At 39.4% G+C, this 13204-nt stretch carries 12 protein-coding genes; 1 reads left to right on the forward strand and 11 read right to left on the reverse strand.

Translation table 11 applies throughout. The annotated features are described in order from the left end of the window. Window positions 1-32: 32 nt before the first annotated feature. A complete protein-coding gene (locus J7J00_RS18000) occupies window positions 33-923 on the reverse strand; it encodes a selenium metabolism-associated LysR family transcriptional regulator (RefSeq protein ID WP_214793063.1) in 891 nt (296 codons plus the stop codon). 134 nt (window positions 924-1057) lie between these two features. On the opposite strand from J7J00_RS18000, the gene J7J00_RS18005 reads away from it, so the two are divergent. Further along, the gene (locus J7J00_RS18005; RefSeq protein WP_214793158.1) at window positions 1058-2083 is read left to right on the forward strand and encodes a YeiH family protein; all 1026 of its coding nucleotides are present in this window, start codon (window positions 1058-1060) and stop codon (window positions 2081-2083) included. 24 nt (window positions 2084-2107) lie between these two features. On the opposite strand, the gene speD is transcribed toward J7J00_RS18005, so the two are convergent. From speD to J7J00_RS18055, 10 genes are all read right to left on the reverse strand, one after another. After that, the gene (speD, locus tag J7J00_RS18010; protein ID WP_098373285.1) at window positions 2108-2944 is read right to left on the reverse strand and encodes an adenosylmethionine decarboxylase; all 837 of its coding nucleotides are present in this window, start codon (window positions 2942-2944) and stop codon (window positions 2108-2110) included. 160 nt (window positions 2945-3104) lie between these two features. Further along, a complete protein-coding gene (locus tag J7J00_RS18015) occupies window positions 3105-3767 on the reverse strand; it encodes an ABC transporter permease (RefSeq protein ID WP_096339450.1) in 663 nt (220 codons plus the stop codon). 17 nt (window positions 3768-3784) lie between these two features. Beyond that, window positions 3785-4702: an osmoprotectant ABC transporter substrate-binding protein gene (locus J7J00_RS18020; RefSeq protein WP_286201449.1), complete on the reverse strand. Its 918-nt coding sequence runs from the start codon at window positions 4700-4702 to the stop codon at window positions 3785-3787. Window positions 4703-4713: 11 nt separating this feature from the next. Next, the gene (locus J7J00_RS18025; RefSeq protein ID WP_214793066.1) at window positions 4714-5367 is read right to left on the reverse strand and encodes an ABC transporter permease; all 654 of its coding nucleotides are present in this window, start codon (window positions 5365-5367) and stop codon (window positions 4714-4716) included. A 12-nt stretch (window positions 5368-5379) separates the two neighbouring features. Beyond that, window positions 5380-6534 carry a betaine/proline/choline family ABC transporter ATP-binding protein gene (locus J7J00_RS18030; protein WP_214793069.1) on the reverse strand — a complete coding sequence of 385 codons (1155 nt, stop codon included), beginning with the start codon at window positions 6532-6534 and terminating at the stop codon, window positions 5380-5382. 207 nt (window positions 6535-6741) lie between these two features. Further along, a complete protein-coding gene (locus J7J00_RS18035; RefSeq protein WP_214793072.1) occupies window positions 6742-7917 on the reverse strand; it encodes an acyl-CoA dehydrogenase family protein in 1176 nt (391 codons plus the stop codon). Between the two features lie 1065 nt (window positions 7918-8982). Further along, window positions 8983-9210, reverse strand: a complete 228-nt coding sequence (locus J7J00_RS18040) for a hypothetical protein (RefSeq protein WP_214793167.1) — start codon at window positions 9208-9210, stop codon at window positions 8983-8985. 915 nt (window positions 9211-10125) lie between these two features. Continuing rightward, the gene (locus J7J00_RS18045) at window positions 10126-11139 is read right to left on the reverse strand and encodes a bifunctional metallophosphatase/5'-nucleotidase (RefSeq protein ID WP_214793076.1); all 1014 of its coding nucleotides are present in this window, start codon (window positions 11137-11139) and stop codon (window positions 10126-10128) included. A 47-nt stretch (window positions 11140-11186) separates the two neighbouring features. After that, window positions 11187-11396 carry a twin-arginine translocase TatA/TatE family subunit gene (gene tatA, locus J7J00_RS18050; protein WP_214793079.1) on the reverse strand — a complete coding sequence of 70 codons (210 nt, stop codon included), beginning with the start codon at window positions 11394-11396 and terminating at the stop codon, window positions 11187-11189. A gap of 56 nt (window positions 11397-11452) precedes the next feature. Further along, a complete protein-coding gene (locus tag J7J00_RS18055; RefSeq protein WP_214793082.1) occupies window positions 11453-12898 on the reverse strand; it encodes an alkaline phosphatase PhoX in 1446 nt (481 codons plus the stop codon). Between the last annotated feature and the right edge of the window lie 306 nt (window positions 12899-13204).

Genomic DNA, 13204 nt, shown 5'->3' on the forward strand with positions numbered 1-13204 from the left:
TGAAAGGATGAGCAAAAGTTTAGGTGATTTATTTAGGACGGACCTTTTATCGCAAATTCTTCGACCTTCCTTAAAAACAACTCGATGGCTTTTGAGGCTTCGAGGTCTAACTTTTTCACGATCGAAAAAGGTCTTATAATGGGTTCATTTTTCAAATGAAAGGTTTTCAATTCATTGGACTTCAGTTCTTTTTGTACAGTCAACCGTGATAACAGGGCAATGCCCAGCCCAGCCATCACCGCTTCTTTCACTCCTTGGATACTGGTGAAAATAAACGTTTTCTTTATATTTAACTCCAGGCTGCTCAGAAGTTTATCGGAATATGTACGGGTTCCAGATCCTTGCTCCCTAAGCACCCACGTTTGGTTTTGGAGCAATGTGCCCTCGATGAGATCCATCTGTGAAAGTGGATGAACCGGGGGGACGACGACAATCATCTCGTCATTCATGAATGGTCTGACATCAATATCTTTATAATCCGTTTCACCTTCAATCAAGCCTATATCAAGCTTATTCGAACGTATTCCTTGTATGACTTCATTGGAATTCGAGATGATGATTTGTATGTCCACCATCGGATATTGGGCCGCAAATTCCGCTAAAACTTTTGGAAGGTAGTATTCCCCTATCGTGAAGCTTGCTCCTATTTTCATCGTTCCGCTAACCACGTTATTAAATTCATTTATTTCTCTTATTGCTGTCTCATAATGTTCAAGCATTTGCTTTGCATGTCTATACAAAATTATTCCCGGCTCTGTTATTTGTACTTGTTTGGGAGAACGATAAATTAATTTCGTTCCTAATTCATTTTCCAGATTTCTTATGTGAAGACTGACTCCTGGCTGAGACAAGTTCAGAATGTCCCCTGCTCTTGAAAAGTTTTTCTGTTCGATTACGGTGACGAATACTTTTAACGGATCCATGGTTACCTCCCTTATTTACCTTTGTGTTTCATTTTATCATAAGTAAAAGTAATCATTGAAATAGCAAAAATATATTTCACTTATTTTTAATTAAGCTTTAAAGTTAAGGCATCAACATAGATGGAGTGATTACACTGGAACAAACAAACGTTGAAACTAAAAAACTCGGATTTGCAAAAGGAATAGCATTGACTTTGCTAATTGCCATTGCTGCAAAATACTTAGCAGAGCTTCCATTCCTTCATATAATGGGACAGTTAGTCATTGCGATACTGATTGGTGTTGTTTGGAAAGCGATCATTGGCGTCCCAGCTTACACCGTTGCAGGGACAAATTATTCAAGTAAAGTCCTTTTGAGAATGGGCATTATCTTATTGGGAATGCGCCTGAACCTAAAGGATATATTTAATGCCGGTCCGAAAACATTTGCAGTGGGTGCAATTTGTCTTGTATTTGCTATATTAGTAGTTTATGGATTGACCCGTCTTTTTAAAGTTGAGAAAAAGCTAGGCATATTGACAGCTTGCGGAACGGGAATTTGTGGAGCTGCTGCCATCCTGGCAATTTCCTCCCAAATAAAAGCAAAAGAAAAAGATACTGCAATAGCCGTAGCGACGGTTGCTGTTTTAGGTACAGCCTTCACTTTCGGTTATACAATCCTATATCCATTATTGGAGTTATCCGATCAAGGATATGGTATATTCTCGGGTGCGACACTCCATGAAATCGCTCACGTGATCGCGGCAGCATCGCCAGGGGGAAATGAGGCAGTCGACTTGGCAGTCGTGGTCAAATTGACTAGGGTGGCCCTGCTCATTCCCGTTGCCATTTTAATCGGTTTCATCATGAATTGGAAAGATCGATCAAGAGATAACGGAAAGAAATTTTCCTGGAAGTCCATTCAAATACCTTGGTTTATTTTTGGATTTTTGTTAATGAGTGCCCTCTATTCTACAGGTGTAGTTCCTGAACCCATAGCCGATAAACTTGTTATGCTTTCCTATATCCTCATGGCTATGTCCATGGCAGGACTAGGATTGAATATTGACCTCGTAACCTTTAGAAAATATGGCGGTAAACCTTTTATAGCTGGACTGATCGGCTCTATATTATTGACTTGTCTCGGGTATGTATTAGTTCAGGTTTTCCATTTAAATTAACTTTTCAATTAAAACAAGCATCCCTTAATCGGCATGCTTGTTTTTTTCTATTGGATGCGGAACATTGGCACCATAAAAAATTTCATCCATCTCCGTTCGAAGCCTTTCTATAATTTCTTGCCTTTCATCTGTATTCAGCTTTTCCTCTGTATAGCCGAATAGGTAATTATTAATATCGAATCTTTTCAGCTTACATTTTGTATGGAATATATTTTCCTGGTATACATTCACATCAATCATGTCATATAAACCCTTCACTTCATCAGGAATATAGTTTTGAATGGAATTAATATCGTGATCGATGAACAATTTCCGCCCATCTTTATCTCTCGTAAAGCCTCTTACTCGGTAATCGATCGTGATAATGTCGGTATCGAAGGAATGAATGAGATAATTAAGGGCTTTAAGAGGTGATATTTCCCCACAAGTAGAGACATCGATATCGGCCCTGAATGTGCTAATGCCTTCATTTGGATGGAATTCAGGATAGGTATGTACGGTAATATGACTTTTATCGAGTTGCATGACCACATTATCAGGTAAAGGCCCTGGTGATTCTTCATAAGTTCCCGTAGGTACTTCTACGACAGGACCTTCCGAAACAAGAATGGTTACACTTGCGCCTTGAGGGACATAATCCTGTTTGGCCGTATTTAAAACATGTGCCCCTATTAAATCAGAAACATTGTGCAAGATCTTCGAAAGCCTCTCTGCATTATATTGTTCATCGATATAATCCAGGTAGGCCTCTCTCTCTTCCCTGGTTTTTGTGTAACAAATATCATACATATTAAAGCTTAAAGATTTCGTAAGATTATTAAAGCCATGAAGTTCAATACGCTGCTCTGGTGTAAGTTTCATGATTGATTCCCCTTATATTTTTTTACGACTACCCTTATAGTTACCCTTTTTCTGAAATAAAAAACTAAGCCTGCCACTCTAAGCTTCTGACTTCTAATCGGTATTTGTCATTTCTGACCATGGAAAAGCCATTGCATTAACATGCAATGGCTCTTTTGGTTTAGGCAGTATGAATTTTTTTCTTTTTTATCGGTGAAAGAATTCGTTCCAGCCACCCGAGTATAAGATCTGAGAGAATGGCCATCAATGCCGTCGGAATTGCTCCTGCCAGTATGATTGCCGTTCCATTTGAAGCATTCGTTCCCCTGACAATGATATCCCCCAGTCCTCCTGCGCCTACGAATGTACCGACCGCGGTTACTCCAATTGCAACGACAAGCGCTGTACGTAAGCCAGCCATGATGACAGACAGAGATAATGGCAGTTCGACCATTCTTAGTAACTGGAGCTTCGTCATCCCCATTGCCTTGCCAGATTCTAAATAAGCATGATCGATACTAGTAATTCCGACATAAGTGTTTCTCAAGATTGGCAGTAAGGAATATAAAAACAATGATAAGATAACCGTGTTTGTTCCTAACCCCATTACTAACATCAGGAGAGCGAGCATAGCCAAGGCTGGTGTGGTTTGTATGACATTCGTTATCGAAAATACCCAATTGCTCAATTTCTTATGTTTCGCGATGAAAATGCCGATGGGGATCGCTACAATTGCTGCAAATAAAACTCCATAGGCGGACATTAAAAAGTGGCGATAAAATTCAGTAAGTACATACATCCAATTTTGGGAATAATAGGTTCCCAACTGTTGCAAGGTTTCCATTAGTGTGCACCTCCCATTTATTCAAAATATTTATGTGCTTTAAGGAATTCCGATGCTACGACCGATGGCTCCTTCAAGTTCCCATCAACTTCATAGTTCAGTTCCTGCATGGTTTCAGTAGTGATTTCACCAATTAACTTGTTAAGCTCATCTTCAATTTCAGGATATCGTTCCAATAATTCTTCGGTAACGACCGGTGAACAGTCGTATGGAGGGAAATATTGTTTATCATCTTCCAAAAGTTTCAAATCATTAACCTTAATCCGTCCATCCGAGGAATATGCTAGGACAATATCCATCTGACCACTTTTGACTGCATCGTATACCAATCCAATCTGCATCGGATAAGTTTCCCCAAATTCCAATCCATATGTATCGACGAACCCTTTATAACCATCCCCTTTTCTTTTCAGCCAAGCACTGTCTACACCTAACCTTAAATTATCTGCATCCTTTTCCAAATCCGATATTTTCTGATACCCCTTTTCCTCTGCCAATTCATTTGAAATCGTAAAGGCATAAGTGTTATCGAAACCGTAAGAATCAAAAAATTTGAACCCATATTGTTCTTTGAATTCCCTTTGAACAATTTCCATCGCCTTTACTGGATCCTTTTCAATTTCCTGTCCCAGTACACTCGTTAAATCAGTCCCTGTATATCGAGTTGCGGCTATGTCTATGTCACCGGTCTCCATCGCCTTTTGCTGAACGAAATTGGAACCTAGATTTTTAATGATTTTCGTATCAACTTCCGTATTCCTTTCAAGGAGTTGAGCGATCATGTTCGCCAAGATTTCGGATTCGGTCATGCTTTGGGCACCGATCTTTACAGTAGTTTCAGAAGATGACCCTAAACCAGGCAAGGAGCAGCCGGTGATCACTAATGAACAAACTATAAGGGCCATTAAAATTGTACGTCGCATTTTTTTATACATGGTAATCCTCCTCAAGCAACTTCCTTCATACCTTTCAATCCTTTTGGTACGACTTTTCGTTCAATGATCGAGAATACATAATCCACCAGGATAGCCATGATGATTACCGGAACTGCACCTGCGATGATATATTCTGTTTGGTATAAATTCAAACCGATAAATATGTAATCTCCAAGTCCCCCGCCTCCAATAAAGGAGGCTAAGGTGGCCCATCCAATTAAATAGACGGAAGCCGTACGGATGCCAGCCATAATGACGGAAAGTGCAAGCGGGAATTCAACCAGACGAATTCTCTCCCAGCTTGTCATCCCGATGCCGCGTCCGGATTCCAGCAGATTTCCATTTACGCCTTTAATGCCTGTGTATGTATTTCTGAGTATGGGTAAAACGGAATAGAAAAATAACGCAATGATTGCGGGTGTTTTCCCAACTCCGAGGAAAGGAATGAAAAAGGCTAGGACCGCTAAGCTCGGCAATGTCTGCATGATGTTAGCTATTCCGATTATTATCGAAGCGCTCCTTTTCATTCGCGTCAACATGATCCCTAGTGGTACGGCAACTAGTATTCCAAGGAAAACAGCGATCAAGGATATATATAAGTGCTCCCACGCCTTATAAACCAATTCTTGCCAGTTTGTTTGTAAAAAATCGAGCAAAGTTTCCATCTCATTCACCTCCTAAAACATTTCTGCCATTTCTGCCATTTGATTTTCTTCCTCTCCCCAGATGCTGTCATATACGATGTCCACCAATGTGGCCCTAGTGACAATTCCGACCAAATGTTTATTGTGGTCAACCACCGGCACGTATTTGAATCCTCGTTTTAAAATCTTCTGAACGGAATCACGGATTAAAGTATCCTGTTTCACTGAATAGACTTCAGTATTGATGACTTCACTGATAAATTTAGCCTTTTTTCGATATTCACTGATCGTTTCAACATCCACGAACCCTTTCAACACATTTTGCTCATCGACCACAAGTAAAGAATCTACCCTTTTCTCGCGCATGATCGTAATAGCATCTGTAAGGGATTTTTCCTCTGTAATGGATATTGGATTTCGACTCATGATCTGTTCAACCAACTCAACATTTGGTCTTGTTTGAAGCAGGCGATCTTTGCCGATGAATTCTTCCACAAACTCATTGGCTGGGTTTCTGAGGATTTCATCCGGTGTTCCCACTTGGACGATTTCACCAGCTTTTAAGATGACGATCCTGTCGGCTAGCTTAATGGCTTCATCCATATCATGGGTAACAAAAACGATAGTTTTATCAAGTGTGCGCTGCAGATTTTTAAATTCCTCCTGAAGGGCATCGCGGGTGATTGGATCTAGTGCGCCAAAAGGTTCGTCCATTAAAATGAGTGGAGGATTGGAAGCTAGTGCTCTGAGAACGCCTATCCTTTGTTGCTGCCCGCCGCTCAATTCGTAGGGATACCTTTCCAGGTATTCAGGTCCCATATCGACAAGCTGAAGCAATTCCAGTGCACGTTCCTTTTTCTTCTGTTCATTCCATTTAAGAAGTTTTGGAACGAGGGTGATATTTTCAAGAATCGTCATGTGAGGGAAAAGTCCGATTTGCTGGATAACGTACCCGATTTGTCTTCTTAGCTCGACTGGATCTTTATCCATGATATTTTCACCATTAATAAGTATCTTGCCTTCCGACGGTTCGATAAGACGGTTAATCATTTTCATTGTCGTCGTCTTACCGCATCCACTCGGACCAATGAAGCAAATGAACTCCCCTTTTTTAATGTCCAATGAAATGTTTTTTACAGCTTTCTTTCCTCCCTTATAGATTTTCGATACATTTTCGATTTTTAACATAACAAGCACCTCCATCATTCGCATACAATTACAAATTTTACAAATATATTAATTTTCATTTGCACAGTCTCTTGTACCCATATAGCAAACTGTATAAACCTTTTATTTTAAAAAACTAGTTCATTGGAATTATATTGAATAAATGGTATAAAAAAACCACCCCATGTTAATTGAGGTAGTTGAATGAATTATAAAATGAAAGATGAATTAAAACCCAATATTTTTAGCAATCAGGGTTTTTACGGTTTCATCTGTCCCTGTAAAGAAAGTTGTCAAAGGAATGTCCCGGTGACGCTGGGCAATTTTTTCGTCTCCTATATTTCCGTAGCCATCATGTAATTGCATGCACTTATCGGATATTCGCTTAGACATCTCCGTTATCCAATATTTAGCCATCGATACTTCAGCTATGATATTCTCCCCAGTCATATGTTTACAGATCAAACCATCAACAAACGTTCTTCCCAGATGAATATCTGTCGCTATTTCAGCAATGGTAAACTGTGCATTTTTAAATTTACTTATTTTCTTATCAAATGCTTTTCGTCCTCTAATAAAATTCATCGTTAAGTGAAGCATATCTTTCGCTGCCATTAAAGACCCGATCGCACATATTAGTCTTTCCTGCTGCTGTTTTTGCATGATATATGAGAGTCCCTTCCCTTCCTCCCCAAGGAGGTTACCAATAGGAACTGAAGCATCATCGAAAAATAGTTCGGCTGTGTCTGAGCATCCCTGTCCTGTTTTACCAAGCTTTCTTCCCCTTGAAAATCCTGGTGTATCTTTATCAATGAGCAGCAAACTGATTCCGCCCTGGGAAGGAACAGCATTAAGATCAGTTTTGCATGCCACTATCATGAAGTCAGCTTTAAAGCCATTTGTGACAAACGTTTTGGCTCCATTGACAATATAATACCCATCTTTCTTAATCGCTGTGGTTTGAATATCCTCTAATTCCGAACCCATTCCCGGCTCTGTCAATGCAAAAGCTGAAATCAATTCACCCGTAATGAACTTTGGTAAATATCTTTGTTTCTGATCTATTGTTCCGAAAGAGGCAATATAAGGGGCTACAACATCAGAATGAATGGATATTCCTCCTAACGCCGATCCAACCATTTCCAATTCCTCTGCCAGCACAACTGAATATCCAAAGTCCGCTCCGATTCCACCGAATTTCACATCAAGCCATGGACATAAAAATCCATTATCTCCAATCTTTTTCCAAAAGGAGCGAGGTATTCCCCCCTCCTTTTCCCATTGATCATAAAAGGGGACAGCCTCCTTGGCGAGAAATTCACGAATTGATTGTTTAAATAATAAGTGTTCTTCCGTTAGGAAGGAACGTGAATCATCCTTATTGATTGCCATCGTGCTAACCATGGGTTAACCTCCATTCTCTATCGATTTTGTACTTATAATCCACTAACATGCTCAAGTTAAATATCTCATTGTAAACGGTTACAACCACAAATATCAAACTGTTAAAATGACCCACAATATTCTTGTTCAACAAAAGTATTGAATTCCCTTTTATAAATCTATTTTTCACCATTTTAAATCTGGTTTGTTTATTACTTAACTGCTTGGAATATGGGTTTATTATATATTCTGTCGAGGTTATTTTTGGAATACAATTGGTATTCATTTAACAAAATATCTTTTATAATTGCATAATAAAATGGGTGCTTTAACAAGGGCTGTTAAAGCAGTAAAGCAGCTAAAGGTTGTCAATCTTTGTTTTTTCTCCTCTACTTAATCAGTACTCCTGGCCCTCCCTGTAGAGTCACAGCTTTTGTATGTTATACGATATCTAATTCCCAACCAACCTCCAACATGTTTCTACAAGTAGAGGGCGGACAGTTTTCTTCACGAAATCATGTCCCGCGTACCCGTATGTCCTGCCCAGGCTACTGATATATTGGATTTTTTTTATAAAAAGAATCCCACATAATCTCCATTCGTTTATATTGAAGCTTGAAATAAATCCAAGTATCCTCTCAAGCTCATTTAAGAGTGTTTTGAATTTTACCCGTAGCACTTATCTATGTAAAAACAGAAGCGAAAGTACATAACCTAAACTTTTCATAAAGCAAAAAATACTCTGGAGAATATCTCATCCCAGAGTATTTTTTTACGCAATACTACTTTTCCATTTAGCCGCCTCTTTTCCTTATCCGGTTTAAAAGCAGTAAACTTTGGAAGCAGAAATTTGTATTTCCCACCTGTATGTGGGTTTCTAGTTCGATTTGCTCGGTCGTACACTTCAAATGTATCAAATCTAATCAAATTACAACTCATAAAAGAAAGGACTCGAGATTTTTACACTATCTTGGTTCCTTAACAAGCACGTTAATAAACTTTGTTATGGCCTTGCACCATTAATGTGGTCCAGCCACTATATACCTTCGCCTTCTATAATGTTTATTCTCTATTCCTTCGCAAATTTCAATGTTGGATTTTTCCATTAATGACAACACACTTCCCATTTGTAGGTTGCTTTATCATCCTTCCATCCTTGATGTATACAGTGTAAGTATTATTGACTTTAGCATCTAATCTTGCTAGGTCTCCCGTTCTTGCTATGATATTTTTGACAGCTTCCCTCTTCAGATTATCCATGACTTTCTTTTTCCATTCTTCCCGTTTGTTTTTTTGCTTATTTTCATCAACCATCAGGATCCCATCCTTTTTGTTTGATTTATGTCTTCTTCGATAATAGTGTATTATATTTTTATCATCTTGTTACCTTTATGCTTTTCCTTATTGAGTTCTTTTTTTTATTTTATAACGTAACAGGTAAGTAAAGAGAATATAAATAAAATGGCTCACGCTAGTGATAGCAAGAAAAGAACACACATAAAAACAGGATGCAACTGAATGTTGCACCCTGTCTGAAAAAGGGGTTTGCTTCATTTCGAATCAGCATAAATTCTCTGCGATAAACACCTCATCTACATTAGAGTAAATACCGGTATCTGACAAGAGTTTTCCATCCAAAGCAACCATCCCCTATATCTTAAAAGTTTTATCAACTTTCAAAGCATAATTGACAATTATTGAATGAGTTTTCTGCTTTTACGTGCAAGCTAACCATCTCCTTGCTCGAAACGATTTTTTAATGAAGCTTCCAGTAGTTAAGTTAAACGTCTTTAACTGACACCCCATTTACTATATGATATGAATCATACGTAAATCACTAGCCCCTTCTTCTTTATTTATTATGACCATCAGCGGGCAAAATATAATTGGTTGTTTATGGATATCAACAATTGTTTAAACCAAGTTATTCATGGTAGTTTAAATATCATTCGCAATCTCAATGGCATAACAAATGCTTAGTTCCCTAACCATCCTTTTTATAAAAAAGTAGCGGAATTAAGCTAAACGACACAGATAAAATCTACACTAAGATCGACGTTCTCCGTGGAAAGGGCGGAAATGCGCAAAAATAAAAAGGCCGGCAGTCGTTAGTTTTCACAAACCTTCTGCACACCCCCTTGCATTCTTACTGCATAATTAATAAAGAAACGACAAAGCGAAAAACTCGCTTTGTCCATACCTCAAAGCATTATGAAGACTTCATTTGGATTATTGTGCATTAGACTCTGAACGATATTCGTCTATAATCGCTTGTATCTCCGAATCAGCTGGCACATTTGTGACGTCGTAGAGGAATCCGTCGGATTCGACTAACGTCATTTTGCCGCCAACAACTTCAAAAGTCAAATCCAGGCGGCCCAAATAATGTTCTTGTTCTCCGCCGGCTTGAGTAATTGGCACCATCACCTCTCCGTTGAATTCATATTCGGGCGTTTGGATGACCTTGTGTGTATCTGCTCCGATTACCGCTGAAACTCCTGGAACCTGAGCCAACTTGTGGTCTTCAGTATTTCCGGCATGCGAAAGGACAATATTAATGTCCGACTTTTCACTCACTTCAGGAAGCAACTCATTCAACGCTTCAACCGGTTCGATAAAATCAAGGTCTGCAACATCATTCCAACCGCGAATTTCCGGCTTCATCGAAGTAAGGCCGATCATCCCGACTTTAACGCCATTGAAAGTAAAACTCTTCCATGGCTTGACATTCTGAATGTACTTTCCTGTTTTCCTGTCAATGACATTACCAGTAAGGATGGGGAAATTGACGTTGCGGTGGTAATTCTTTAACTGTTCATAACGGCTGTCCTGTGTTCCCTCTCCGGCAGGGTAAACGCGGAAGTCGTTGTTTCCGAGAACCATTGCATCATAGTCCAAAGCTTTCAAAAGAGACGTCTCCAACCCTCCTTGACCCGCCTGAAACTCGCCGCGCAGGAAGACATCCCCGCCATCGACGAGAAGCAGATTCTCCTCTTCATTGCGTACATTTTCAATGATGGTGGCATACTTCGCAATAGAATTGTGATGAATGGTTCCATCATCCAGCGTGACGATGTCATCCAAATGACCATGAAAGTCATTCGTCTGGAGAATGGTGAGTTCAAACTTCTCTCCCTTCTTGAGCTTTTCCTCCGCAGCTGCTGTTACGGGCTTTCCGACAAAAGCAGCTGCCATCGCCAGCGAAAAGCAGCCCGTCAATAAATTCATTCCCATTTTATTCATACTATTTCCTCCAAGCAATTACACTAATAAATTGTAAAACAAGTTATTTAGTTTCCAGTCTTTTCGTTTTTCTCAAGAGCGACTAGTTTAGTTTTTTCTTCTTTGTCATTACTGATCAAATCATTTGTTGCTTTTTTAAATTCATTTAAAGTTTTCCCGAAAGCACTTCCAATTTCCGGTAATTTAGAAGGGCCAAAAATGATTAACGCAATGACTAGAATGAGAATTAGGCCAGGAATTCCGATACTAGATAACAATCTTCTCACCTCCTAAACCATGATGGTTTGTTCGTACTCAAAAATGCGATCATTACTTATAAAATTGGCATACCATGACGCTCTAAAGCTGCTGCTTCTAATATAGACATGCCTTGTTCATCTGCAAATGCAGTAAGTTTATCCGAAACAACAGGAGCAAGACTTGCTGGCGGCAGAGCCTGGTTCATAGCTCGTCTACGGGTAGAATTTCTGCGTGCAAATGGTCCCCAAATCGCAAAGGTGATACCTGGTGTTTGCATATTTACAAAGAAAGTATTTCCATCTGGAGAAAAAGTAGGGCCAGCAAATTCAGAACCGTTCATCATATTTTCAGCGAAAGTATAAATATTTCCTTCAGGAGTTAATCCGACAATACGATCATTACCGCCACCATCTTCGGCGATCCATAAATCTCCCCAAGGAGTGATTGTAATGTTATCTGGTGCTTCTAAATCATTTTTATCCGTGGACTCATAAAATAGTTCTAAGGTGTTTGTCGCTGGCGTGTAGCGATACACACGGCCAAGGCGTGCTGAACCTGCACTTGTATCATCAAACCATAAAGTACCTTCAGAAAAATAAGCCCCTTCTAAGCGGCTAAACTGAATACAGCCTTTTTCCTTAGCGTCTTGCTGTGCGATTTCAGGATTTAATTTTTTCCAAACAATCCCGAATTTTTGTCTAGTACTAAATTGACTTGCAGCTGCAGCTGGTAATTCATCAATCGCTGCTGCTTCAAGTGTACCGCCCTTTTGCAGAGAACCTAGTTTTTGACTTCGGTCATTTGGTGTAAAACGGTACAAGAAGCTTGGACTTGCGTCCTCCGTTAAATACCAAATCCCTGTTGAAGGGTCAACATGCCCAGCTTCATGGGAGAAATAACCCATATCACGGATCGGTGTTCTTGACATTTCGTTTTCAGGATCAAGCGGATTTACTTCAAATACAAAGCCATGTCCCATATCACGAGTTTCTTCCATTGTTAACCAGGTACCCCAAGTCGTAGCTCCACCCGCACAGTTACGGATTGTACCTGAACTTGATACATACTGATCAATGACTTTATTATTTTGTCCAACGATTAAAGTGGTTGTGCCGCCCGCAGCACCAGCGCTCCAAGGTTTTTTTCCGTTTACAGGGTAATCAGAATTTGTCCCATTTTCATGGTTTCTTACAAGAATGGTTGTACCCTTCTCCCCTTTATAGGCAGCCATTCCATCGTGAGCAGAAGGGACAAGGTCACCATTAGGCATGACATCACCAGTTCGTGAAAGCATTTTGTAATGAAATCCCCTTGGCAGATCAAGAACTCCATTTGGATCCTTTACTAGCGGGCCATATCCACCAAAACCGCTTGTTGGATTGCTAGATTCCACTGCAAATCCTTTTGTAGCTCCCGCAAGAGAAAATACCCCAGTTGAACCAAGTGTTAATGCTAGAGTGCTCATTCCACCAACTTTTAAGAAATTACGTCTGTTTAAACCGCTATTGCTAGATATCATTAACATTACCTCCAAAAATTTTTTTGAGGGATGCTATATTCCTTATAGCAAACTCTACCCTCAAAATTAACAGACCTTTTTAAATACTCTGTTAATACCATGTGATTTTATTCCTTCGCATGAAAAATAAGCCAGAAGTAACAGTTTAAACAAAAAAATGGAGGTTATTACCACATTTGCAGCATGCATAAGGTGGAAATTGATGGTATGAGACCAAAATGGAGAAAAAACTAAGGATTTTGTCATAAAAAGTTTGATGCAGATTATTAAAGCTTATTAATAGTTTGTAAATAATCCACTATGACA

The sequence above is a fragment of the Bacillus sp. ISL-4 genome (genome assembly GCF_018613275.1).
GTDB lineage: Bacteria > Bacillota > Bacilli > Bacillales > DSM-1321 > Peribacillus > Peribacillus simplex_E.

What these genes read in the sequence shown, in the direction of transcription:
- J7J00_RS18015 (WP_096339450.1), bottom strand. Translation starts at nt 3,767, where the DNA reads ATGGAAACCTTGCAACAGTTGGGAACCTATTATTCCCAAAATTGGATG.
- J7J00_RS18045 (WP_214793076.1), bottom strand. Translation starts at nt 11,139, where the DNA reads ATGAATAAAATGGGAATGAATTTATTGACGGGCTGCTTTTCGCTGGCG.
- J7J00_RS18035 (WP_214793072.1), bottom strand. Translation starts at nt 7,917, where the DNA reads ATGGTTAGCACGATGGCAATCAATAAGGATGATTCACGTTCCTTCCTA.
- J7J00_RS18055 (WP_214793082.1), bottom strand. Translation starts at nt 12,898, where the DNA reads ATGATATCTAGCAATAGCGGTTTAAACAGACGTAATTTCTTAAAAGTT.
- J7J00_RS18000 (WP_214793063.1), bottom strand. Translation starts at nt 923, where the DNA reads ATGGATCCGTTAAAAGTATTCGTCACCGTAATCGAACAGAAAAACTTT.
- J7J00_RS18040 (WP_214793167.1), bottom strand. Translation starts at nt 9,210, where the DNA reads ATGGTTGATGAAAATAAGCAAAAAAACAAACGGGAAGAATGGAAAAAG.
- speD (WP_098373285.1), bottom strand. Translation starts at nt 2,944, where the DNA reads ATGAAACTTACACCAGAGCAGCGTATTGAACTTCATGGCTTTAATAAT.
- J7J00_RS18025 (WP_214793066.1), bottom strand. Translation starts at nt 5,367, where the DNA reads ATGGAAACTTTGCTCGATTTTTTACAAACAAACTGGCAAGAATTGGTT.
- J7J00_RS18030 (WP_214793069.1), bottom strand. Translation starts at nt 6,534, where the DNA reads ATGTTAAAAATCGAAAATGTATCGAAAATCTATAAGGGAGGAAAGAAA.
- J7J00_RS18020 (WP_286201449.1), bottom strand. Translation starts at nt 4,702, where the DNA reads ATGTATAAAAAAATGCGACGTACAATTTTAATGGCCCTTATAGTTTGT.